Below are 23,925 nucleotides of genomic sequence, written 5' to 3' on the forward strand. Positions count from 1 at the left end.
ATCGAATAATCAATCGAAATGTCTGGCGGCAATGAGGATTATAAAGGGGTAAAAAGTTTGGATGGGAACCGTCACTGGTTCTTGAGGGCTTCTTCCTCGTTCTTCTTTCTGATTTCCACCCTGCGTATCTTGCCGCTGATGGTCTTGGGAAGTTCGGGAACGAATTCCACAGCCCTCGGGTACTTGTACGGAGCGGTATTGTGCTTCACGTAATCCTGGATCTCTTTCTTCATGGCTTCGGAGGGCTCATACCCTTCCCTGAGGACGATGGTAGCCTTCACGAGCTGCCCTCTTATGGGATCGGGGACACCGGTCACTGCGCATTCCAGGACGGCAGGGTGCTCCAGCGCGCAGCTCTCGACCTCGAAGGGGCTGATCCTGTAGCCTGAGGATTTGATTATGTCGTCGTTCCTCCCGGAGAACCAGAAGTATCCGTCCTCATCCTTCCATGCGATATCGCCGGTGTGGTGCCATCCGTTGCGGAGGGTCTCCGCGGTTTTCTCGGGGTTGCGGTAATATCCCGTCATGATTCCGGGGACTTTGGGCTCTATGCTGACTACGATCTCCCCAGTAGTCCCCGGAGGACAGGAATTGCCGTCCTCATCTATGATGTCGACCTTGAACTGAGGCGAGGGTTTGCCCATGGATCCGGGCTTCGGGGTCATCCCCCTAATCGTTCCGATGGTCATGGTGGTCTCGGTCTGGCCGTACCCTTCCATGAGCTTCAATCCGGTCTCCTCATACCATTTCTCGTATGTGTCTGGGTTCAGAGCCTCGCCTGCGATGCAGCAGTTCTTCAGCGATGATAGATCATGCCCCTCCAATCCGGCGTTGAGATAGAGCCTGAACATCGTCGGAGGGCAGCAGAACGTAGTGATCCTGTGCTTCTCAATCATGTTCAGTATCTCGGACGGATCGAACTTATCGTATTCGTAAACGAAAACGGCGGATTCCATTATCCACTGGCCGTAAAGGGACCCCCATACGGCTTTTCCCCAGCCGGTATCGGCGACGGTCCAATGGAGCCCTTCAGAATCCACCTGGTGCCAGTGCTTCGCCGTCATTATGTGCCCCAGAGAGTACGTATGGTCGTGGAGGACCATCTTAGGGTTGCTGGACGTCCCTGAGGTGAAATACATGATCATGGGCTCGACAGCTTTGGTCTCCCTTCTGGCGAATCCTTCGGGAGCCTTCTCGACTTCGGCGTCGAAATCCAGCCATCCTTCGCGGGGCGCCCCGGAAAGCAGCTTGACCTTCAGGGAGGGGATGTCCTCGGCGGCCTCCACAGCTCCGCTGATGTTGGATTGGTCGGTGCATATCACGGCTTTGACGTCGGCGGATCTAATCCTGTATTCGATGTCGTGCTTCGTGAGCATATGCGTGGCAGGAGCGACAATGGCCCCAAGCTTGTGCAATGCGACTATCGAATACCAGAACTGGAACTTCTGCTTCAGGATGAGCATCACCACGTCGCCTTTCCCGATTCCCAGTGATGCGAGGCAATTCGCGGTCTTGTCGCTCATCCTCTTCATCTCGGAGAAAGTGAATTTCCTCTCCTCGCCCGTGCAGCTCTCCCATACGAGGGCGGTGCGGTTAGGGTCGTTGACAGCGATGTCGTCCACTATGTCGTATCCGAAATTGTAATTCTCAGGATACTTGATCCTGTATTCTTTGAGAAGCCCTTCCCCGTCGTAAGTCTCCTCAAGATAGCGGTTGTTTATGCCCCTCATTTCTCTGCGCCTCTCATGACGACTGCTATGAATTTGCATCCGCTCTTAGACGTGGCGTACATCCCATGGGGCTTGCCGGAGTCATAATAGACCGAATCCCCGGGGCTCAGATCCATGATGCGCCCGTCGTGGGAGAATCTGAGAGTACCCTCCAGAATGTAATCGAACTCCTGGCCTTCGTGGGTAGAAACGCGGATCGGAGCGTTCTGGTCTTCCTCTATGTAAGGCGCGAAGACGACGAAAGGCTCTGATAGCTTGCTCTTGAATGTGGGAGCCAGATGCTGATATTGGAAGCCTATCCTCCTCTTCATCGGGAGGCCCTTGCCATTTCTGACCAGAGCGAAGCCTGAAAGATGCGGGTTGTCTCCGGTGAGGAGCTCGACCATATCGATGCCGAACCTCTCAGCGCATTTGTACAGGAACGTGAAGGAGAAATCTTTCTTCCCGGTCTCATACTCAAGATACTCCTCTACCGGCTTGCCTACGACCTCCGCCATCTCTTCCGCAGAGATGTCGCAGAGTTCCCTCATCGCCACTATGCGTTCCGCCACTTCCGCTATGTTTGGTTCCATAACCGTCACTTGGCTCGCAATATGATTGATGTATAAAATAGTGACACAGCCCACGGATGTATGTTATCGTCCATAATTTCAAGGTTTGATTTCAAGATTAAATATGTTTTATATCAATAGTTTCATAAAAAACAAACGATCCCGACATTATCTCACAACGCCGGGATCTGGATGGGGCCCGGAATCAGTTTTTGGCCTTGGGGCTGCGGGTTTTTATGAAATCAAGAACGAAATCGAAGTCTTCGTCGCAGACATAGACATGGTTGTTGTTAACGTAGATGACGTTCCTGTTCTTCACCGCCCTTATGATTCTAACATCCTCGAAAGCCGTGTACATGCTGCTGTTGGTTTTGGAGAGGAGGCCTGCCCCGACGGTTGTAGGGTTTCCGGCCACCAATCCTGCCAGGATAGCTATGTCCGACATTACGCCCGCCTTTTTCACTTGGGCTTCCTGCTGGGCATGGAGCACGCCTTCATCGTCCATCTCGAAGATCACGCAGTACTTCCATTGCATCATGGATCCGTAGATAAGGTAGGCCACCAATCCCAGAACCAGGATTATCGCCAGGGCAATCCCGCATACTTCGAGGCCGAAGCCGAGGACTTCTATTATATCCGTTCCGTCGATGATTCCCATCACAAGAAAGAAGACGAAGACGATTCCGACTATCAAGAGAGCCACTTTCAGCAGCAAAAGGGGTATCGTGAGATTCTTGGTAAGGCTCATCTCGAATACCCAGCGATATTTTCCGTCCAAGCATTTGGCGACTCTGCTCCCAAGTTCGTCGTCCATGGAAAAACATGGGCCAATCAGATTATATCTTTTGGCATAGGGCATAATTCGTTGGATCCCCATACCTAATCTCTGTATAGCCGATGAAACGGCATCGCAAACGTTCCAATGACGATTATTATATCTGCAAAACCTGCGATTCGATGCCGATGATGCCGTTCGGGAGGAAAAAAGTGGAATCATTCTCGGAGATCGCGCTTTCCATAACCTATATGGGCGGGAGAGAAGAGTTCAAAGCGATCTGCGAAGGGCCTTGCGCTAAGGTATCCTTCCAGACTGTATATCCGGGATCGAATGAACCTCCCGAACCTCTCTCTGAAACCACGTGCGGCACGGAAACTATAATCGGGTTGCTTAATGATTGCAATATTATGAAGTGGGACGGATTCCGCGGGAAGCAGCCCAGGCATCTGTTGGACGGAGAGATGTTCGCTTTCGAAGCCACGGTCAACGATGGGCACAAAATCAGTGCGTCTGGTTCCAACAACTTCCCCAAGAGATTCTGGGAACTGAAGGACGGTCTCAGAAAGATTGTCGATGGAAACAGCCGATGGCCATATTACGGCCAAAGATGCCGACGTTATTATATGACGGAGCCAATCGCGAACCCATGTTCCCGCTTGAAAGAAGGGTCACCGTCATCTGCGGACACTACGGCGTCGGCAAGACGAACCTCTCGGTCAATCTGGCGTCGGACTATGCCCGCAAGGGAGAAGACGTGATCCTGATCGATCTGGACGTGGTGAACCCTTATTTCAGATCGGCGGATTACGAAAAGGCTCTCTCGGATTAGGGCATAAGAGTTGTGGGCCCCAACTTCGCCAACACGAATCTGGATACCCCTTCACTCCCCGGTTCGATACCCAGCCTCATCGAGGACGGCGGGAAAGTCATAATAGACGTCGGAGGGGACGACGCGGGCGCCACGGCGCTGGGAGTATACTCCTCGACGCTGGCCAGAACCGATCCGGATGTGCTCTACGTGATCAACAGATACAGGTCGATGACGACGCATCCGGAGGAGGCCGAGGAAATACTCGGGGAAATCGAGCGGGCTTCCCGTCTCAAAGCCACCGGAATCGTCAACAACTCCCATCTGAAGCATAAGACCGACGGTTCCACGATCCTGGAATCCATAGGATTCGCCGATGAGGTCTCCAAGCTCACGGGCCTGCCGATAAAGTTCACGGCGGTGCCCCGCAACATCAACCTCTTAAATAAAATACCAAACATCTACCCAGTCGACGTCTGCGTCAAGGCGCCATGGGAATAAGCAGGTAGTCAGATGCCCGAAGTCAAAGTAAACAACGACAGGTGCAAAGGCTGCGAGATGTGCGTCATCACGTGCCCTAAGCACTTGCTGGAACTCGACAGGACGATCACTAACAGCAAAGGATACCATCCCGCGCACATAAAAGACCAGAAAGCGTGCATCGGGTGCGGATCCTGCGCGATAATGTGCCCCGATGTGGCCATAAGAGTGGAGGTCTGAGCATGGGCGAGAAAGTCCTCATGAAGGGGAACGAAGCCATCGCGGAAGCGGCCATCGCCGCCGGCTGCAGGCATTTCTTCGGCTACCCTATCACCCCCCAGACCGAGGTCGCGGCTTACATGTCCAAAAGGATGCCCAAGATAGGCGGCGTCTATCTCCAAGGGGAATCCGAGGTCGCTTCCATCAACATGGTCCTCGGAGCCGGAGCCGCCGGCGTGAGAGTCATGACATCAACTTCCTCCCCCGGGATCAGCCTGATGGCCGAGGGAATCTCATACATAGCGGGGTCGGACGTGCCCTGCCTGATAGTCAACGTCCAGCGCGGCGGCCCCGGGCTGGGAGGGATCCAGCCTTCCCAAGCAGATTACTGCCAGGCGACCAAAGCTTCCGGCCACGGAGACTTCCAGATGCTCGTGTTCGCCCCGTCCACCGTCCAGGAGATGGTTGACCTCGTCGCGGGAGCTTTCGAGCTGGGAGACAAATACAGGATGCCGACGATGATCCTCTCCGACGGAATGCTCGGACAGATGATGGAGCCTGTCGAGCTCCCCGAAGCGAAAGAGAGCACCGTCAGCGACAAACCCTGGGCAGCTTCTGGACATCAGAACAAGAGAGCACACAACGTGGTCAATTCCCTGTACATCGATCCGCACGAGCTCGAGAGGCTGGTCGTCGAGAGATACAAGAAATACGATATCATCAAAGAGACGGAGCAGAGAGCGGAGGAATACCTCGCCGATGACGCCGACATCATAATCGTCGCTTTCGGGGCATCCTCCAGAGTCTCCCGCTCCGCGATCGACATGGCCAGGAAGCAAGGAATAAAAGCCGGACTGGTCAGGCCTATAACGCTCTGGCCCTTCCCCGAGAAATACCTCGCGAAACATGCCGGCCACGCCAAGGTCTTCCTTTCCGTGGAGATGTCCATGGGACAGATGGTGGACGACGTGAAGCTGGCGATAAAATGCAGCAAACCGGTCGAGTTCTTCGGCCGCACAGGAGGCGTGATTCCCACGCCCAAAGAAGTATTCGAACAGATCGTCAAGCTCAGCGGAGGCGCTTGCCAATGACGGTCAAAGGAGAGAGGCCGCACGCGCTTCTGGATGTGCCGCTCCATTACTGCCCCGGCTGCACCCACGGAATCGTCCACAGGCTCGTGGCCGAAGTGATAGACGAACTTGGAATCGAAGGCAAGACCGTCGGCGTCGCCTCGGTCGGATGCTCGGTGTTCACTTACAATTACTTCGGATGCGACATGGTCCAGGCGCCCCACGGAAGGGCTCCGGCCGTGGCCACCGGTGTGAAAAGAGCGAGACCCGAAAACGTGGTCTTCACCTATCAGGGCGACGGGGATCTCGCCGCCATCGGCATGGGAGAGACCGTGCACGCAGCTGCAAGAGGAGAGAACATCGTCGCCATCTTCATCAACAACGCCATTTACGGGATGACTGGGGGCCAGATGGCTCCCACCACCCTGCCCGGGCAGATCACTCAGACCACCCCCTACGGAAGGGACGTGAAAGTCGCCGGGAACCCCATCAGAGTATGCGAACTCCTTTCGTCTCTTGACGGCGTCGCCCTCGCCCAGCGCGTGACGGTCGACTGCGTGAAGAACGTCAACATCGCAAAGAAAGCGATCAAGAAAGCTTTCGAGTACCAGATGGCAGGCAAAGGCTACTGCATCGTCGAGGTCGTTTCCACCTGCCCGACCAACTGGGGCCTTTCGCCGAAGGATGCCATCCAGTGGCTCAGGGACAACATGCTCCCGTACTATCCGCTCGGCGTCTACAAAGACATCGAGGAGGCGAAGCAATGAGCGGCGACCTCAACATCCTTCTGGCCGGATTCGGAGGGCAGGGAATCCTGTTCACCGGGAAGGTCATCGCCTACGCGGGGATGATCGGGGGCAAAGAGGTCTCCTGGCTCCCTTCCTATGGGCCCGAGATGCGCGGAGGGACCGCCAACTGCAGCGTGTGCCTCTCCGACAAGACTATAGGATCTCCTCTGGTAACCATGCCGGACGTGCTCGTGGCTATGAACCTCCCATCGCTGGAGAAGTTCGAGGGAGACGTCGTCCCCGGCGGGATCATCATCGTGGACAGCTCGATCATAAGCAAGAAGGTCTCCCGCACGGACGTCAAGACCATATACATAGACGCCTCGAACATCGCCGAAGCCAACGGCCTGAAAGGCGCGGCCAACATGATTATCCTGGGAAGGATGTTCAGAGAGACCGGATTCTGCTCTGAGGAAGCTTTGGATAAGGGCCTCCAAAAATCCATCCCGCCGAAGAAGATCGAGCTTCTCGGAAACAACAGGAAAGCCATCAAGCTGGGCATCGACAGCTGATTTTGGAGGACAGGTTCCGGGGCTCCTCTTTCCGGAACCGCCTCCGACAAACCCATTTCGCATTCTGGATTTCAATCATCGTCGTGCGCGCACGCGACATCCCGTTCCGGACGGCCGACTGTCCTGTCCCCGGATTCCTCTTCGATCGCATCCAGCAGCGCGAACAGATCCGCCTTTGTCTCGGGTTCGGTGGCCAGCCTCTTCCGGCTCACGCTCCATCTGCATCCGGACAGGAATTTCGGGGCTATGCTGCGAAGCTTTTTCACACCGATAGTTTCCCCTTTCTCCTCGATCACCGCCTCGGACAGCTCCTTGCACCAAGCGATCTGCTGCCTGACGGTAGGGTTCGGAACGCGCTCCCCGGAACGGAACCAAGAATCTATCTGCCTCACGAGATTAGGGTTGCCTATGCCTCCGCGCGCAACCATGATTCCGGCCGCGCCTGTGCATCTCTCCGCCTATATGGCGTCCCCCAAGGAATAGATGTTCCCTGAGATTATCAGAGGGACAGCCAGCTCTTTCTGAAGGCCTTCCACCATATCGTAATGTGGCTGACCGGTATAGCGCTCCTTCACCGTTCTGGCATGTATCGCGACGGCATCGGCCCCTGCGGATATGGTGGCATCCAAAATCTCGCGGAAATTGATCGATTCCAAGCTCTTGCCGAGACGGGTCTTTATCGTCACAGGCATCCCAGTGGCCGCTTTCACAGCGCGCACTATCTCCCCGCATCTCCCGGGATCAGACATCAGAGCGGAGCCGGAGCCGGAACGGAGGACCTTCGGCACGGGACAGCCCATGTTTATGTCGAAGAAACTGACGTTAGGATTCATCTTCGAGGCGATGCAGGCGGCCTTGGCGATCTCTTCCGGATTGCTCCCGAACAATTGGAGCCCTGTGGGATAATTGGGCCCGAAGTCCACGTACATGGAACCGGTTCTCTCGCTGTCGTGGATTATGCCGGCCGAAGAAGTGAGCTCGGTGATGGAGACTGCCACCCCGAAAGGCTTCATGAAATCCCTGTAGCTTGCGAAGGTGAAACCTGACATAGGCCCCAAAACTGCCTTCCCATCTGCGGGGACATCTCCGATCTTCCACATCCTGGCTGCCGATGCCGTCATCGGTTATCATTCTATGTCCTCGGTCCCGCTGTGCCCCATCCGATTGGCCGGAGTCGCGGACGCCTTTGTTCAGGATGATTATCGACGCCAATATCATCGCGATCCCGATCAGAGTGTGGGCGGACATGCCCTCATCGAAGAACAGCAGCCCGGCGACGGCGGCCATCGCGGTCTCCATGAACATCAGGATGGATACGGTGCCGATGTCCAGCCCGGCAAGACCCTTGGAATACAGATAGTATGGCAAAGCGGTGAACGCCAACCCTATGGCCAAGGAAGCGATGAGAGCCTCTGCAGAACTGAATGCCATCCCGACGGTCCCGACGGGATCGGAGAACGGCACCAGCATGATGACGCTGAAGATGAAGATGTAAAGCAGGACCGTCGATTCGGAATACCCCTTCTCCAAAGAAAGCTTGAAGAATGCCGCATGGAGCGCTCCGCCGAACCCCGCCCCGAGGCCGATGGATATTCCCAGCAGAGTGTATTCGGCGTTATGCGTGAAAAGACCCACGGCGAAGGCGCATCCTGCGAAACCGATGATTGCGGCCAGGACTTTCTTCACGGTGATCGGGTCCTTGAAAAATAGGAAAGATATCCCTATGGCGAAATAGCAATTTGTGCTCAGCAGCACTCCGGCCAAGGAGAGATCCATCATCGTCTGGGCCTGTATGTACAGCACGTCCATGCCTACGTTTGTGGCTGCGGCCAATACCAGAACCCAAACATCCTTCAGATTGATGCGGAAGGCACCTCTGTCCGTCGCCAGAAGAGCGATTGCTATCGCGGCCAAGCATACGACGGATTTGACCGCGTTTATCTGGACGGAATCCATCCCCGCATCCGATAGGGATCTTGTGCATACGCCTATAATACCCCATATCGACGCGCATAAAATCGTACAGGCGGCGGAAACCGTTTTCCCAGGCATAGTGATGCATCGATGATTGGGATAAAAACATTGCTTTAATGTTTCATTTCAAACCATCTACCATAAACGATATATCAAATGCGAGAAGATTGAAGGCCGATGGCAAAAACCGCGGACGCGAACTTTGAATTCCAAAAGATTGTGGCGATCGTGGGCACCGCGCTCATGGCCATTAAATTCTTGGCATATTTCACCACCCATTCAGTATCCATACTGACGGACGCGTTGGAATCAATAGTCAACGTCGTGGCTGCATTCATCGGGCTTTTTGCCCTCTACATATCCTCTCGCCCAGCCGACAGGTCCCACCCTTTCGGACATGGAAAAATCGAGACTGTTTCATCATCGGTTGAAGGGACGCTGATAACGGTCGCCGGATGCATGATCATTCTTGAAGCCATTAACAGGATATTGCATCCCGGCGAGATCAGGGAGCTGGACATCGGTCTGGTCCTCATAGCCATCACCGCCATCGTCAATTTCGCTGTCGGGAGGTCTGCGATAAGCCGCGGAACCAAAAGCCGTTCCCCTGCTCTCGTAGCCAGCGGAAAGCACCTATGCTCTGACACAGTGTCTTCGGTCGGAATCATAATCGGGCTCGCGGCGCTTTATGGGATCCAGGCGCTGGGATACGAGATCTCCTGGCTGGATGCCGCAATCGCCGGGGCATTCGGATGCGTGATAATCTACACGGGCGTGAAAGTCATCAGAGGATGCCTGAATGATTTCATGGACGCCGCAGACACGGATCTCATAGCCGAGGTTACGGAAGCCATCAACGGCGACAGGCATTACCATTGGATCGACGTCTACGGGCTGAGGATAATCAAATACGGCCCGAACATGTTCATCAACATGAGCGCGGTGCTCCCCAGGATGATGCCGCTGAGATTGGTCCAAGACGAGTTGTCGGAAGTCGAGACGACTCTCAGAGAGAAATATGGGGATTCGGCCGAAGTATCCATCAATCCCGTCCCCTGCACCGACCTGAGCTGCCGCTATTGCAGGTACTCATGCTCCGAAAGGAAAGAACGCTTCGTATGCGAACTCGCATGGACACCCCAGACGCTCTGCTGCATAAACCCGCACATAGACAAGAAGGCATCCATCATCAATATAGACGCAACCGATTAAAGCAACCTCCAGCATACTCCGGCTATGGAACAGACGGAAATCCCCCAGGAGATAATGAGCGCTGGGCTGTCCGATTGGTACGCAGAGCTCAACGACCCCAGCAAAGTCAAAGTGAAAAGATACCTCAAGGGGATAGACACGTCCTCGCCCTCGGCCCTTCTGATCGACTTGATGGTCCGCTCCGAGGAAGACCACAACTACAAGCTCTCGGTTACCGCGGGCTCCTACGCGACATCCATGGATTTGGACGATTACCAGCTCTTCAAAGTCAGGGAAGCGTACATCGACGGGCTGTTCGGTTCAGAGAAATACGACGACGCCAAGGAGCAATGCTGCCTCAACCTGGATCTCTACCCGGCCATTAAAGACAGCTTCCTCGCAGACAACGGCGGGAACATCCCCAAAGACATCAAATGCCGCAACAGGCTCATTGACATCCTGGTCGGCGTCGAGTGCGCCTACGACGAAGCCACCTCGGTCCTGGAAGATTTCGCCGCGATAGGGATAATGTATCCGGACGAACTGGAATACAGGAAGCAGAGCCTCAAAATCCACAGGATGCAGAAGACCTTCGACAGCATCTATTCTTATCGTCCGAAGGAATGAGGCTTTTCCAGGGGATCATGGGGATGACATCTATAGCCGGCTCTTCGTAGGGATGCACCCTGCGGATCGCCGCGATGGCTTCCCCCAGGTCCTCCTCCCACACGGCGAATTCCAGCCTCATCTCCTCGGCGACCTCGATCTTCCCGATCTCCCCCTGATAAGGGTGGGAGCCTTCCAGCGGCCTCCAGGTGCCTGTGACCGGCCAATATGTGAAGCACCTGTCGTATCCCGGATACAGAGGCTCAACCGACGAAGAAATCTCATCCATTAAGCTTCTTAGCAGCTCTTTCGATGCGTTTGTTGCTAACTTGAAACATCTTCTTTCCGTCGTCATATGGGACTCCCGAATCGACTCCCTCTATTATCCTGCCGATCCTCTCGAGGCGCTCGTCCATAGTCTCCACCATCTTCTTCGAGCCCCTTTTCAGGAATGCCAGGCTGAGGACGGTGGCGAGACAGGTTATGGGCGGGAAAAGATAAGCCGAACCGGCGACTATCCCGATTCCGGCGTTGAGGCGGGTTATGCTGTCGATCTTCTGCGCGAGCTGATCCCCCTCGACGATCTCCAGCCTGTTCCTCAGCTTGTCCGTGAGGAGCTTCTGGCCGCCGATGACGACCTCCATGCTCCATTGCACCTGGGTGAAAGGGTCCGCTGCCTTCCCGCATCCTTTGGTCTTCCTTTTCAAAATGGAATCCCTGAAATCGTCGGCCGTCGTTCCCTCGAACTCGGTCCAGCAAGTCCCGGAGGTGTACACGGAATGGGCGTCGCTGCCGGCGAGGTCCGCCCATCTTCCGGGATACGAATCCATCACCTTGCGGGCGAACATGTTGGAATAATAATCTGGATGGCCGCCGTTTATCGTCTCGAAGCCGTCGACACCCAAGGTGAGGATCTTCTCTTGGAGGCCGGGCACATGGAAGCTGAACGGATGGGGGGCGATCACTATGCCTCCCTGCGACCTGATGATGTCCACCGTCTCCTCGACATTGAGCCCTCTGGGGACCTTCTCGGTGAGGAACAGCCCGATGATCTCGCCTTCCAGGGTGGTGACTTCCTCGCCGACTATCATGTCGATGTCATCGAATTTTTTGGCGTATTTTTCGCCTTGGAAAGCGCCGGCTATCGCATCATGATCCGTGATCGCCATGACCTGGTACCCAAGGCGCCTCATCTGATCGACCTGGACCTCAGGAGTTATGACGGATTCCGGGAATTTCATCGCATTCCCCAGCTGATTGAATCCGGAGAAATGTGTATGAAGATGGGTGTCCGCTCTTCCCATAAACTTAGGATTTCCTAATAATATAAACCATTGTCGGCGATTGCACCGATAATTAGTTTGACGGGGGAAATCCCCCGCGCTCAGGAATAGTAGAATTCCCCGTTGGACTTCTGCTCCCTGTCGAGCCTGGAATCGGGCTTGTTGATCCTCGGCCTGTGGGTATCGGCATCGCGCCTGAACGTGATGTCCACCGCGGAAAGGAAGCGGTTCATGCCGTCCCTCATGTCGAACGGACCCTCCCCGATGCCGTGGTTCCCGGGATCTCCGCCGAATACCATCATAGAGTCCGAGACCATGTCCAGGAAATACACGTCGTGGTCTACGACCATGGCGCTGCGCCCGGTCTTCTCCATCATCCTTCTGATGGTCTTGGCGGCGATCATCCTCTGGTTGGAATCCAGATAGGCGGAAGGCTCGTCGAAAAGGTACATGTCGGCCTCCTCTGAGAGGCATATGGCAATGGCGACCCTCTGCAGCTCTCCCCCAGACAGTCTGGAGACCTTCTTGTCCATGAGGAACTTGATACCCAGCGGCTCGATGACCTCCCCGGAGAAGAATCCGGATGTTATGGTATCGTAATTCTTGGAGAAAAGAAGCTCCTGGACGGTCCCATCGAAATCCGCCGAGATGTACTGGGGCTTGTACGAGAGCTTGACCTCGCCTTCCAGGCTCCCGGAATCGGCCTCTATCATCCCGGCCAGGATCTTGACGAAAGTGGTCTTGCCGGTTCCGTTGGGCCCCACAATGCCCACGGATTCGCCGACTTTGACGGATCCGCCGGTTATTTCCAGGCTGAACCCGCCGAAATCCTTCTTCAGACCGTTAAATGATATCACGTCCGCGGTCTGCCAATCTCCTCTCGGAGGGGATGCCTCGAATTCGATAGGACGGTCCCTGAACCTTATGTTCTCCTCCGGGAGATAACCGTCCAAATAAGCATTGATAGCAGTCCTTACCTGCCTGGACAGAGTGAAAACACCGTACGCGCCCTCGGATCCGTAGACCAGGTTCACATTGTCGGCCAGGAAATCCAGGATCGCCAGGTCGTGCTCTATGACGACGACCTGCTTGTCCTTGCTGAGATCCTTGATTATCCTAGCCATCCTCACCCTCTGGTAGATATCCAGATAGGATGTGGGCTCATCGAAGTAGTACACATCGGCGTCCTTCATCACGGTCGCGGCCATCGCCAGCCTCTGGAGCTCGCCGCCGGAAAGCTTGTCCAATGCCCTGTCCAGCACTCCGGCGAGATCGAACATCTCGGCCGCTTCATCGACCGTCATGCGCTCCTGCACCTTCTCCAGAAGATCTCTGACCACGCCTTTGACGGACTGCGGGAGCTTGTCGACGTACTGAGGCTTGATGGCAGTCTTGATCTTCCCGTCATAGACGTTCTGAAGGTAATCGTGGATCTCCGTCCCGGCGAAATGCTTCAGAACCTCCTCTCTGCTGGGAGGATTCTCATAATTCCCTAGATTCGGCGTCTCCGCGCCCGACAGCATGCGGATGGCCGTGGTCTTCCCTATCCCGTTCGGCCCGAGGATACCCGTGACAATCCCTTTCTTGGGGACCGGAAGGCGATACAGGCGGAACGCGTTCTCCCCGTAGCGATGGACGATGTCCTCTTTGAGCTCGTCGGCCAGACCTATGATCTTGACCGCTTTGAACATGCATTTGTTGGTGCATATCCCGCACCCCTGGCAGAGCGCCTCGGAAATGATCGGCTTCCCCTTTTCTCCGAACGTGACGCACTGCGAGCCGGTGCGATTCAGGGGGCAGAACCTCTCGCATTCCTTGTTGCACTTCTTTGGCTGGCATCTGTCTGCCAAGACTGCGGCTATCCTCATGGCCCGCGGATTTGCTTATCCGATAAAAGGGTTTAGCGTGCGTCGGGCCCCAGTAAAAACAATATAATATCCTTATGCAGTCCCGTCCGCCAGGTTAACATGTCCAAAATCTGCATAAACATCGCGTGGCCGTATTCCAACGGCGCGATTCACCTCGGCCATCTGGCCGGATCGCTGCTGCCACCGGACATATTCGGCAGATACAACCGCCTCATCGGCAACGAAGTCCTTGTGGTCGGAGGCTCGGACCAGCACGGCACCCCAATCACCATCTCCGCGGAGAAGAACCACATGACTCCGGAGGAGTACGCCGACAGGTTCCATGAGATAAACAAGAAAGCGATAGAGGACATGGGCATCGAATACAGCCTTTACACCAAGACCCACAGCCCAACGCACATCGAGGTCGTTCAGAACATATTCAAGTGCCTCAAATCCAAGGGCTACGTCTACACCAAAGACACGGACCAATATTTCTGCCCCTCATGCAACCGCTTCCTGCCGGACCGCTACGTAGAAGGGGTATGCCCGAAATGCGGGGCCGAGAAAACCCGCAGCGATCAGTGCGACAGCTGCGGCACGACTTTCGAGGCCGGAGACCTTCTCAAGCCGTATTGCACCCTCTGCGGAAGCGAACCGGAAGTCAGACAGACCAGCCATTTCTTCCTGAAGCTGAGCGCGTTCGAGGACGATCTGAAGGATTTCATATCGAAGAAGGAAGGATGGAGATCGAACGTCAAATCCTTCACGCAGAACTGGCTCGAAGGCGGCCTCCAGGACAGGGCCATAACCAGGGACATGTCTTGGGGCGTCCCGATTCCGGAGGAAGGGTGGGACGGCAAGGTCATCTACGTTTGGTTCGACGCCGTCATCGGATATCTCAGCGCTTCCATTGAGTACTCCAGGATGATCGGGAAGCCGGACCTCTGGAAAGAGTTCTGGTGCGACCCCGAGTGCAAGCACTATTACTTCATCGGCAAAGACAACATACCTTTCCATTCGATCATATGGCCGGCGATTCTGATGGGGATCGGAGGGATGGATCTCCCTTACGATATCCCAGCCAACGAATACCTTATGATCGGGGGCGGCAAGTTCTCCAAGAGCCGCGGAGGAGCCATCGACATACCTTCGGTGCTGAAAGAATATGACGCTGACCAGATCAGATACTACATCTCGGCGATAATGCCGGACACCCACGATTCGGAATTCTCCTGGGACGACTTCGCCGTCAAGAACAACAACGAACTCGTGGCCGATCTGGGCAACTTCTACCACAGATGCCTCAGCTTCACCAAGAAGAACTTCGGCTCCGTGCCGGATCCGGCGGACGACTCCGAGATAAAGGATGTCTTGGACGCCATCCAATCGGCTGTCGATACGTATTCCGAATGCCTGTCCAACTGCGATTTCAAGAAGGGATTGAAAGCGGTCATGGATCTGGCCCATTTCGGGAACAGATACTTCGATTCGATGAAGCCGTGGGCCCTCATAAAAGAGGACAGAGAAGCCTGCGGAAAGGCGATGAACACCAGCCTGCGCATCGCGAAGGCCCTGGCGATAATGGCTTGGCCGTACATGCCGAAGTCGTCGGAGAAGATCTGGTGCTACCTCGGAATGGACGGGACTCAGGAGAAAGCGGGCCTGAAAGCCGCTTTGGAACCCATGCCTGCCGGCGCTGAACTTCCCGAGCCAGTCCCCGTATACAAGAAGATCGAGATCAAGAAGGAAGAGAAGCCCGAGAAGAAGCAGGATAAAAAGGAGGGCCCCGCCCCGGCCCCCAGCGGCCCGTTCGCAGATTTCAGGAAGATGGACATCCGCGTGGGGCAGGTCATATCCGTGGAAGACCATCCCGAAGCGGAGAAGCTCTTCGTGCTGAAGATCGACCTGGGAGAGGAAGAGCCCAGACAGATCGTCACCAACATGAAGAGCGTATACACGAGGGAGCAGTTCATGGGCAGGAAGCTCCTGGTCATATCCAACCTCAAACCGGCCAAATTCCGCGGCGTGGTGTCTTCCGGAATGCTAATGGCGGCCGATGACGAACCCTTGGGCGGGAGCGCGATAGAGCTTCTGAAGCCTTCGAAGGACGTACCCAACGGGACCAGAATCAATTGCGGGCTGGAATGCTCCTCATCGCGCATCGAAGTTAAGCACTGCGAGAAGGTCGCGATCAAAGTCGCCCATGTCAAAGGCGGCAGATTCCTCGGAAAGGACATCGAAGTCCCGGCCGATGCCCCAGAAGTCATCGCGGCGGTCATCGACGGAGATGCGGCGATCCCTCTCGGCGACGGGAAAGGATGCTGCATGACTGTAGAGAAAGAAGTCATGGACGGTGCTGACGTAATATGAAAGCGGATCTCCACGTGCATACCGTGTTCTCCAATGACGGCAAGACGACCATGGAAGAATTGGTCAGGTATGCCGTGGAGGCCGGCCTGGGATGCGTGGCCGTCACCGACCACAACAGCTTCGAGGCTTATCCCAGGCTCAAAAACGTCAAAGAAATCATTGTGATTCCCGCGGAGGAGGTCTCCTCCAAGGAAGGGCACATTGTGGCGCTGGGAATCGATACCCTGATACCCAGAGGGATGCCCATACAGGAAACCATAGACGCCATCCATGACGCCGGAGGATACGCTTTCGCGGCGCACCCGTACAGATGGTGGTCCGGTCTGGGCGAGGAAAACACTTTGAAGTATCCCTTCGACGGGATCGAGGCGAGGAACGGGAGATCCGTCCCCTCCGCCAACGTCAAATCGGAGGAGTTGGCAGCCAAAATAGGCAAACCCATTTCTGCGGGTAGCGACGCCCATACTCCGCGCCACATAGGCGAAGGGTACGTGGAACTGCCGGACGGGGCGGAGACATGGGAGGATGTGATCGAACTCATCATGTCCAAAAGCGCCAGAGCCTTCAGCGGCAGCCGCGGATGGAAAGGGACCATGAAATATGGGACCAAATCCATAGGGGAATGGATGCTCAGAGGATTCAAGAAGATGTGATTTAGACGTCATTTCTCCGATTTGGAGGAATAAGCTCCGATAATCCTAGTTGTTTCGGACTTCTAAAAATATATTGCAACAGATTTTTTCCATAGAACAAGAAAAATCTGTCGCAATAGATTATTTGCCAGCCTTCATCTCAGTTCAGCAGTTCGATTTCCAGCCTGTCGTAGAACCGGCCTTTGTTGAAAATGTTGTGCCTGTGATATTCAAGGTATTCCGGATTGGGTGCCAGCTTCTTTTTCGGGATGTCTATCTCCTTTCCGTCATACTTGCGGAAATAGCTGTCGTAAACGTCTCTGTCCATCGCATCCTCTATCGATGACGAAAGCCGGACACAATAGCTGCCCGGATCGACGGTGATGAGCCCCACATCGAATGCGACATCATGAAGAGCATTCAGACACAGCCCGTTGCGGACGTCCAGCCTCTCGATTCCGGTGCTTTCGCACCAAGGCTTTATGTGGCTCGCTCTCAGCAGACGGGGCTCTTTCATCCCCGTTATGCAGCAGGAGCCGCCATAGGCATCAAGCACAAGATCCCTGAACTAATCTTGGTTGACTCTGGTATTCACAAGGCGTTTCTTCGTCAGTCCGAACACCCATCTGTTCGCTTCGATATCGACCGATTCTACGGCTCCGGAGACGATTTCGTATATCGCGATAAACTGAGGATCCTTATCCAATTCCTCTAAGGCCTCATCCGGAGACATATCCCTGAAGATTCCTTTGAAATCGTCCCCCAAACCGTAATGCCTGAGAATCGCCCAGGACTGGTATCCTTTGCTTTTGCCGCTGTCAAGGCCCAATATCTCCTCATCCAATCTGCGGCTGGACAGCCCGTCAAAGAGATATCTGATGACGATGCCCTCCCTCAGTTCCCTTCTATAATGTTTGAATTCCCTATCGCGTGAGGATATCGCCAGATCAGGAAGCTGCATAAGGCATCATTGGATAATGCAGCTTTATAGTTGTCCAAAGAAACTTCAAGAATGGGATAACAGTTGCGACATCTGCAACTTGTCAGCAGACCCTTAATGAATAATGGAGCCCAAATACGAAAAGACCAAGCATTTATTCCGTGATGACGATTCTGACAGCGCGCCGGAACGTTCGGCGCCAGGATGTGATCACATGGAAATCGTAGGGATCTGGGTCATCAAAGAGGCGATTACGTTCGACGAGAACGCCAACAGAGTGTGGAGATCTAAGGAAGACGTCCTCGCCGACGACTCTTTGGACGAAGACTTCAAAGAAGCTTTCCTCACTAAATTCGCCTTTGAAGACGACGGCTTCATGCGTACGATCATGCCGATACCCGCCGAAATCACGCAGGAAGAGATAGACCAGGCCCTGGCAGAAGGTGAGATCGAGCTGTACGGCGACGGTTTCATGTCAGTGGAGAAGCACCCGTGGAAGATCGAGGACGGGAAGCTCATGGTAGACACCGGAATCAAAGGCGAGGTCTTCGGCGAGAAGATTTCCCCTTGGGCCGAAGCCCCCATTAAAGACGGCGTTATGGAGTACGTCACATACAGGCTGGTGAAGGAGCGATTCTGACCCGCGCAATCCGGGGCCCGTCCGGCCTCGGTCTTTGATTTATCACTATAGTCTTATTTTTAGGAACAACACCTCAGCCATTGAGTTTTCTATGCAAAAGGATGGACATCAGCTGGATAATCAGTCGGCGCTCATTTTCTGATTTCAGCGCCGCAGCCGCCGCAGAACCTCGCGTCGGACCTGTTCTCTCTGCCGCATGCGGAGCAATAAATGACATCATTATTTATGCTTGAAGAACCGAACCTCGGCGCCTCCAAGAATCTGTAGGGCGTCTCGCAATTCGGACATTTCTTTGTCAGAGTCAGAACATACACCAGATAGATTACTCCCAACAGTATCCCGAGAATCAAGAGTATGATCAGGATGATTATGCGCCCTGCCGTCCATACGGAGACGTCCACATTGCGCTTGCAGTTGGGGCAGTACATCATCTCGGCCATGAGCCTTGATTCTAAACCAGCGATTTATATGTTGTTGGTTGGAAAAGCAACAGTATTACATGCGGGGTTCTATAAAACGCCTATTGTCTGATGTGATGTAACCGTATATCACAAGACCCATGGATGCAAGGTTTTTATTGGGAACCATTCCCACAATGGACGAGAAACTATCGATAAATAAAGCACAGACGTGAATGATTAAGATCGGATCTTTATCCCTAAAACACGTCCGAGTGAACTCGAACCGTGAGCGCAGAATTGGGACAGGCCAGATCGAAGGCGAGAATGGCGGGAAGCGGCACCCTTCCGGAACCCGGACGGTGCTCCTCCTCCCCTTGAGGGAGGCTATCAGAAAGGGGGTTAAAAAGTTTGGCGGGGCGGGTCAGACGAGGGCCGGCCCCGACGGCCGCGCCCATACTGCGCGGGTTGGCGCGGAAGTAGCGGCGGAGGGTGGTGTCTATCGACGAGTGGCGCATCATCCTGCGGATGGTGTCGAGGTCCACCCCGGCGTCGCTCATGGTCGTCACTAAGAGGCGCCGAAGGCAGTGGGGGCTGAATGGCACCCCCGACCGCTCCGCCAGCCTCTCGAGAACAGTCTGGAGGGCCCTGGCCGACATGGGCCTACCGATGCTGCGCTTCCCGGTGCTGATTAGGAAGTGGCCGCTGGACCTGTCCCCGTACCTGCTCAGTATCCCCTCGTGGTACTCGAGGGCCTGCATGGAGCCGAGGTCGTACTCCCTGATGCCCTTCGGTCCCTCGTCTGCCAATAAAGGGTCCACGGGGTATGGCTGGGCAGAGACCATGCCTGAAAAAGAGAGCGAGAGCCGGGACCCCTTCGTTGGGCCCCGTTTTGGTTCTGGCCGGCGGGAATCCCGTCAGGCCGCGGAGCGGAACAGCCGGCCGTCGCCGTCTCCCGTGTACAGGTGGCCGGCGAAGGCCTTGGCGGTCCTCGGAAGCTCGTTCCCGCTCTCGTCGAAGAAGGCGAGCCCGTGGAACGCGCCGGGGCCGATCGACACGACCGAGCTCCCTATGGCCACCGAGGAAATGGAGCCGCAACCGTAGAACGCGCGGTCCCTGATGGTCTCCACCGAATCGGGGATGACAGCTTCCGCGAGCGACACGCAGAACAGGAACGCGCACTTGCCTATGGACACCGCGGAATCGGGGATTACCACGGATGCCAGGGAATCGCAACCGTAGAACGCGTATCCCCCGACTGACCTCAAAGAACCGCCGAAGTCGATGCTTTCCAGCGCCGAGCAGCGGGCGAACGCCTTCATGCCTATCCCGGAGACGCTTCCGAGATCCGCCGAGACCAGGGATCCGCATCCGCAGAAGGCCTTGGGGCCGATGTCGGAGACGGGATATTCCTTCCCGCCGTATGCTACCGAGGCCGGGACAGACAGGTGCGCCATCGGCTCGGAGTAGCCAATCAAGGTGGCATCCTCGTCGCCGGACCAGTCCACCTTGAAGACCAAGCCGCCGGAGACGAACTCGAAGCCGTCCGCCACGCGCTGGAGCACGCAGCAGCGCCCCTCGTATGCGTGCCCGCCCAGGCTGCCGGCCGAGCAGTCCAGGGCGTTCCCTCTCTCGTCGAGGAACCTGATCCCGTAGAACGCGTTCTCCCCGATGGATTCCACGGAGCCCGGTATATCTACGCTGGACAGCGCAGTGCAGCCGCTGAACGCGCTCTTCCCTATGGACACTGCCGAATCCGGGATGGTGACGGAGGCGAGGGAACCGCACCCGAAGAAAGCGTACGCACCTATCTCCCCGAGGGAACCGCCGAATCCGACGCTTTCCAGCGACCCGCAGCGGGCGAAGGCCTTCATCCCTATATCAGATACGCCGCCCAGATCGGCGGATATCAGCCCTGAGAGACCATAGAATGCCTTGGGGCCTATGCCGGAGACAGCGTAACTCTTGCCCCCGTAGGACACCTCCGCCGGGACCTCCAGGCGCGCCATAGGCTCTGTATAACCGGCCAGGACGGCATCCGCACCGCCGGAGGGATCCAGCATGAACACCAGTCCGTCCGAGACGAATTTGTCCGTCACACGTTTCAGCACGCCCCCATGCCCTTCGTAATAGAATCCGCTGAGCTTATCCGGAGTATTGGAGAGGACGCTCCCGTTCTCGTCCAGGAACCTGACCCCGTGGAACGCGTTTTCCCTGATCGTGTTGACGGAGCCAGGGATGTTTATTGATGCTAGGGAGCGGCAGTAGGCGAACGCATAATTCCCGATATACGTGACCGAATCGGGTATGGAGACGGAGGTGAGAGAGGTGCAGTACTCGAACGCATACATCCCGATGGTCGTGACCGAATCCGGGATGGTGACGGAGGTGAGGGAGGAGCAGCCGTAGAACACACCCCCGATGGTCGTGACCGAATTCGAGATGTCTATGGAAGCCAGGGAGCGGCAGTAGGAGAACGCGTAAGCCTTGATTTCCGTGACCGAATCCGGGATGGTGACGGAGGTGAGGGAGGTGCAGTACTCGAACGCAAATTCCCCGATATACGTGACCGAATCGGGTATGGTGATAGATGACAGGGAGGAGCAATTGGCGAACGCGTATCTCCATATCTCAGTAACCGAATCCGGGATGTCCACGGAGACGAGGGAGGAGCAGCCGGAGAACAAACCATTGATGGCCGTGACCGAGTCCGGGATGGTCACGCTGGTTAGCGCCTTGCAACCGCTGAACGCTCCTGACCCGATGTCCGTGACCGAGTCCGGGATGTCCACGGAGGTCAGAGAGTTGCAGTTCCAGAACGCCCTCGCCCCAATGGTCTTGACCGAGTCCGGGATTGTGACGGAGGCCAGGGATGTGCAGCCGGAGAACGCATTATTCCCGATGGACGTGACCGGGCCTTCGAAGCGGACAGACATTATCCCAAGGCCGCCCCATGGCCCGTAAGTACCATTATGATTTTTATAGTCATACATCCCGCCGCTGCCGGAGATAGTCAGGTTGCCGGCATCGTCGAGCTCCCACGTCAGATTGTCCCCGCATTTGCCGGATCCGGCCCCGTCCGAGCCGTCCGGCAATGCGGCAATGAGGAACGCCGCCGCGGCCAGGATCACAGCGGCGGCAGCGACCATGCGCCAGGCTCTCATTCCTTTGGATTCGCAGAAGTGTCCCATGGGATTCGCATCGTTCTGTGTATTTATAACCGCTCTGCCGAAGGATTGCTGCCGATCGCGGAGCTGAGCGCGCTCACCATTGCGCGGGAAGGCGGGAGCCCCGGCGGGCGGGGCGGAACAAAAGGAAAGGTGCCCGGGGCCCCGGAAGGCCCCGGCTGTTTTCAGGATGCGAGATGCAGCTTCGCGTCCGATCCGGAGAAGGCGTGCCCGGAAAGAGTTTCCGGGACCGGCTGGAGCCTGGACCCCCCGTCGTAGAACGCCAGGCCGAAGAAGGCGTAGGGCCCGACGGATCCGAGATCCCCGCCGAACGCGACCTCCTCCAGAGAGACGCAGTTCGCGAAGGCTTTCATGCCTACCGACCTCGCGTTGGTCAGGTCGGCCGATTTCAAGGTGGAGCATCCGTAGAACGCCTTGTCCGCTACAGCAGTGACCTTCAGGGCCCATCCCTTGTACGAAACTTCGCCGGGCAGAGAAGCCACAGCGCCGGAGAAGCCGACGGCGGTTACTTCGCGGGAGCCCGCGGAGGACACCGAATAATCGATCCCTCCGGCGGAGAACCGCTCGCCGTCCTCGATGTCCCCGGCCATGCGCAGGACCTTCCCGGAGCCGAAGTACGCATGCCCGCGGAGCTTCAGCGTCTGGTCCATGGCCTTGCCGTCCAGGTCCAGGAACGTCACGCCGTAGAAGGCGTTCGGGCCTATGTACACGAGGGACTTGGGCAGAGACACCATCTCCAGGGCCTTGCACCCGCTGAAGGCACTCCTACCAATCTTCCCGGCCCCGTCCTCCACCGTGACCTCCTTCAGGCCGGCGCAGCAGAAGAACGCGTATCCGCCGACCCTCTTGAGGGTCCCGGGTATGGAGTTGCTTGCGAGGGACTCGCAGTAGGAGAAAGATTTCAGCCCCACCGATTCCGCGGAGCCGAGATCTAAAGACTCCAGCGAGGCGCATCTGAAGAACGCGTAGTCTCCGACGGCCCTGACCGTGTCCGGCAGGGAGGCCGACCTCAGCCCTGAGCACCCGTAGAACGCCCTGTCCCCTACCGAGACGACCGCATACTCGAAGCCGAAATGCGTCACGGACCCGGGCACCGAGACGGCGGACGGGGAGCCTGCGTATCCCGCCAGGGAGACGGACGCTGGGCTCTGGGAGACCACCTCGTAGACGAGCCCGCCGGAGGTGAACCTACCCCCGACGTCCAACGGCTTCGGGTCGGCCATCCTTAGTACCCCGTCGCCGGATCCCTCGAAGAGGTGGCCGGATATGGCCTCGGGCGTTTGGTTGAGCGCCTTCCCGTCGGTGCCGAGGAAGGTCAGGCGGAAGAAAGCCCAGTCCCCGATGGTGGTGACCGAACCGGGAATGAAAATCAATGCGAGGGAGGTGCAGCCGAAGAACGCGCTGTCGCTGATGGCGGTGACCGAACCGGGTATGTCCACGGAGGCGAGGGAGGTGCAGTCGCAAAACGCGCTGTCGCTGATGGCGGTGACCGAGGCCGGGAGGGCTATTGAGTCGAGGGAGGTGCATTCGCGGAACGCCCAGTTGCCGATGCTGGTGACCGAATCGGGGATGTCCACGGAGGCGAGGGAGGTGCAGCCGTAGAACGCTCTGCTGCCGATGCTGGTGACCGAATCGGGGATGTCCACGGAGGCGAGGGAGGAGCATCCGCGGAACACCCAGTCATCGATGACGGTGACCGAGGCCGGGATGGCAATGGAAGACAGGGCCTCGCAGTATGTAAAGGCCGATTTGCCGATGCTGGTGACCGAATCGGGGATATTCACGGAGGCGAGGGAGGTGCAGCCGTGGAACGCGCTGTGACCGATGCTGGTGACCGAATCGGGGATATTCACGGAGGCGAGGGAGGTGCAGCCGTAGAACACCCCCTCGCAGATGGTGGTGACCGAACCGGGTATG

General features: G+C 56.3%; 26 protein-coding genes. 11 read left to right on the top strand and 15 right to left on the bottom strand.

Annotated features, from left to right (window positions below; translation table 11 throughout):
* Positions 1–71 precede the first annotated feature (71 nt).
* From IKP20_03445 to IKP20_03455, 3 genes are all read right to left on the bottom strand, one after another.
* Positions 72–1,730, bottom strand: coding sequence for an AMP-binding protein (locus tag IKP20_03445; GenBank protein ID MBR4504012.1), 1,659 nt, complete (start codon positions 1,728–1,730; stop codon positions 72–74).
* A complete protein-coding gene (locus tag IKP20_03450) occupies positions 1,727–2,311 on the bottom strand; it encodes a cupin domain-containing protein (protein ID MBR4504013.1) in 585 nt (194 codons plus the stop codon). Before IKP20_03450 ends, IKP20_03445 begins: the two co-directional genes overlap by 4 nt.
* A 175-nt stretch (positions 2,312–2,486) precedes the next feature.
* Entirely contained in the window at positions 2,487–3,095 is a 609-nt protein-coding gene (locus IKP20_03455; protein MBR4504014.1) for a hypothetical protein, read from the bottom strand.
* Positions 3,096–3,705: 610 nt separating this feature from the next.
* On the opposite strand from IKP20_03455, the gene IKP20_03460 reads away from it, so the two are divergent.
* Genes IKP20_03460 through IKP20_03485 form a run of 6 tightly spaced genes read left to right on the top strand, consistent with a single transcriptional unit; the run spans position 3,706 to position 6,936 of the window.
* Positions 3,706–3,888: a hypothetical protein gene (locus tag IKP20_03460; protein MBR4504015.1), complete on the top strand. Its 183-nt coding sequence runs from the start codon at positions 3,706–3,708 to the stop codon at positions 3,886–3,888.
* A gap of 12 nt (positions 3,889–3,900) precedes the next feature.
* A complete protein-coding gene (locus IKP20_03465; GenBank protein MBR4504016.1) occupies positions 3,901–4,368 on the top strand; it encodes a hypothetical protein in 468 nt (155 codons plus the stop codon).
* A gap of 12 nt (positions 4,369–4,380) precedes the next feature.
* A complete protein-coding gene (locus IKP20_03470; protein ID MBR4504017.1) occupies positions 4,381–4,587 on the top strand; it encodes a 4Fe-4S binding protein in 207 nt (68 codons plus the stop codon).
* Positions 4,588–4,589: 2 nt separating this feature from the next.
* Complete coding sequence (locus IKP20_03475) at positions 4,590–5,657, top strand: 3-methyl-2-oxobutanoate dehydrogenase subunit VorB (protein ID MBR4504018.1); 1,068 nt, start codon at positions 4,590–4,592, stop codon at positions 5,655–5,657.
* Complete coding sequence (locus tag IKP20_03480; protein ID MBR4504019.1) at positions 5,654–6,403, top strand: hypothetical protein; 750 nt, start codon at positions 5,654–5,656, stop codon at positions 6,401–6,403. The genes IKP20_03475 and IKP20_03480 overlap by 4 nt, the downstream gene beginning before the upstream one ends.
* On the top strand, positions 6,400–6,936 hold the full coding sequence (locus tag IKP20_03485; protein MBR4504020.1) for a 2-oxoacid:acceptor oxidoreductase family protein: 537 nt from the start codon (positions 6,400–6,402) through the stop codon (positions 6,934–6,936). Before IKP20_03480 ends, IKP20_03485 begins: the two co-directional genes overlap by 4 nt.
* 71 nt (positions 6,937–7,007) lie before the next feature.
* Here the strand turns inward: IKP20_03485 and IKP20_03490 are convergent, their stop codons facing one another.
* From IKP20_03490 to IKP20_03500, 3 genes are read right to left on the bottom strand one after another with little or no spacing between them, the layout of a single operon-like run.
* On the bottom strand, positions 7,008–7,364 hold the full coding sequence (locus IKP20_03490) for a tRNA-dihydrouridine synthase (GenBank protein ID MBR4504021.1): 357 nt from the start codon (positions 7,362–7,364) through the stop codon (positions 7,008–7,010).
* Between the two features lie 30 nt (positions 7,365–7,394).
* The gene (locus tag IKP20_03495) at positions 7,395–7,769 is read right to left on the bottom strand and encodes a tRNA-dihydrouridine synthase family protein (GenBank protein ID MBR4504022.1); all 375 of its coding nucleotides are present in this window, start codon (positions 7,767–7,769) and stop codon (positions 7,395–7,397) included.
* Positions 7,759–8,988 (bottom strand): DMT family transporter, encoded by a 1,230-nt coding sequence (locus IKP20_03500; protein MBR4504023.1) that lies wholly within the window; start codon positions 8,986–8,988, stop codon positions 7,759–7,761. Before IKP20_03500 ends, IKP20_03495 begins: the two co-directional genes overlap by 11 nt.
* 99 nt (positions 8,989–9,087) lie before the next feature.
* Here IKP20_03500 and IKP20_03505 point away from each other — a divergent pair, with 99 nt between their 5' ends.
* Positions 9,088–10,122 (top strand): cation transporter, encoded by a 1,035-nt coding sequence (locus IKP20_03505; GenBank protein MBR4504024.1) that lies wholly within the window; start codon positions 9,088–9,090, stop codon positions 10,120–10,122.
* Between the two features lie 24 nt (positions 10,123–10,146).
* A complete protein-coding gene (locus IKP20_03510) occupies positions 10,147–10,728 on the top strand; it encodes a hypothetical protein (GenBank protein MBR4504025.1) in 582 nt (193 codons plus the stop codon).
* Here IKP20_03510 and IKP20_03515 read toward each other — a convergent pair.
* From IKP20_03515 to IKP20_03525, 3 genes are all read right to left on the bottom strand, one after another.
* Positions 10,667–10,996 carry a hypothetical protein gene (locus tag IKP20_03515; protein MBR4504026.1) on the bottom strand — a complete coding sequence of 110 codons (330 nt, stop codon included), beginning with the start codon at positions 10,994–10,996 and terminating at the stop codon, positions 10,667–10,669. The two genes, IKP20_03510 and IKP20_03515, sit on opposite strands and share 62 nt — an antisense overlap.
* On the bottom strand, positions 10,989–12,011 hold the full coding sequence (locus IKP20_03520; protein ID MBR4504027.1) for a PHP domain-containing protein: 1,023 nt from the start codon (positions 12,009–12,011) through the stop codon (positions 10,989–10,991). Before IKP20_03520 ends, IKP20_03515 begins: the two co-directional genes overlap by 8 nt.
* An 80-nt stretch (positions 12,012–12,091) precedes the next feature.
* Positions 12,092–13,858 carry a ribosome biogenesis/translation initiation ATPase RLI gene (locus tag IKP20_03525; GenBank protein ID MBR4504028.1) on the bottom strand — a complete coding sequence of 589 codons (1,767 nt, stop codon included), beginning with the start codon at positions 13,856–13,858 and terminating at the stop codon, positions 12,092–12,094.
* A gap of 99 nt (positions 13,859–13,957) precedes the next feature.
* On the opposite strand from IKP20_03525, the gene metG reads away from it, so the two are divergent.
* Together metG and IKP20_03535 are read left to right on the top strand one after the other, a co-directional pair.
* Positions 13,958–16,210, top strand: coding sequence for a methionine--tRNA ligase (gene metG / locus IKP20_03530; GenBank protein ID MBR4504029.1), 2,253 nt, complete (start codon positions 13,958–13,960; stop codon positions 16,208–16,210).
* The gene (locus tag IKP20_03535; protein MBR4504030.1) at positions 16,207–16,863 is read left to right on the top strand and encodes a PHP domain-containing protein; all 657 of its coding nucleotides are present in this window, start codon (positions 16,207–16,209) and stop codon (positions 16,861–16,863) included. Before metG ends, IKP20_03535 begins: the two co-directional genes overlap by 4 nt.
* Positions 16,864–17,002: 139 nt before the next feature.
* On the opposite strand, the gene IKP20_03540 is transcribed toward IKP20_03535, so the two are convergent.
* Positions 17,003–17,398 (bottom strand): HNH endonuclease, encoded by a 396-nt coding sequence (locus IKP20_03540; protein ID MBR4504031.1) that lies wholly within the window; start codon positions 17,396–17,398, stop codon positions 17,003–17,005.
* A 12-nt stretch (positions 17,399–17,410) separates the two neighbouring features.
* Positions 17,411–17,803: a hypothetical protein gene (locus IKP20_03545; protein ID MBR4504032.1), complete on the bottom strand. Its 393-nt coding sequence runs from the start codon at positions 17,801–17,803 to the stop codon at positions 17,411–17,413.
* Positions 17,804–17,996: 193 nt separating this feature from the next.
* On the opposite strand from IKP20_03545, the gene IKP20_03550 reads away from it, so the two are divergent.
* Positions 17,997–18,422, top strand: a complete 426-nt coding sequence (locus IKP20_03550) for a hypothetical protein (protein MBR4504033.1) — start codon at positions 17,997–17,999, stop codon at positions 18,420–18,422.
* Between the two features lie 131 nt (positions 18,423–18,553).
* Here IKP20_03550 and IKP20_03555 read toward each other — a convergent pair whose 3' ends face one another.
* The 4 genes from IKP20_03555 to IKP20_03570 all read right to left on the bottom strand — a co-directional run.
* Entirely contained in the window at positions 18,554–18,862 is a 309-nt protein-coding gene (locus IKP20_03555; GenBank protein MBR4504034.1) for a zinc-ribbon domain-containing protein, read from the bottom strand.
* A 218-nt stretch (positions 18,863–19,080) separates the two neighbouring features.
* Positions 19,081–19,641: a site-specific integrase gene (locus IKP20_03560; GenBank protein MBR4504035.1), complete on the bottom strand. Its 561-nt coding sequence runs from the start codon at positions 19,639–19,641 to the stop codon at positions 19,081–19,083.
* Between the two features lie 96 nt (positions 19,642–19,737).
* On the bottom strand, positions 19,738–22,011 hold the full coding sequence (locus IKP20_03565; protein MBR4504036.1) for a leucine-rich repeat domain-containing protein: 2,274 nt from the start codon (positions 22,009–22,011) through the stop codon (positions 19,738–19,740).
* Between the two features lie 161 nt (positions 22,012–22,172).
* Positions 22,173–23,925 (bottom strand): leucine-rich repeat protein (locus IKP20_03570; protein MBR4504037.1); only part of this gene is annotated, 1,753 nt, incomplete at its 5' end.

It is taken from the genome of Candidatus Methanomethylophilaceae archaeon, assembly GCA_017524805.1.
Lineage (GTDB): Archaea > Thermoplasmatota > Thermoplasmata > Methanomassiliicoccales > Methanomethylophilaceae > Methanoprimaticola.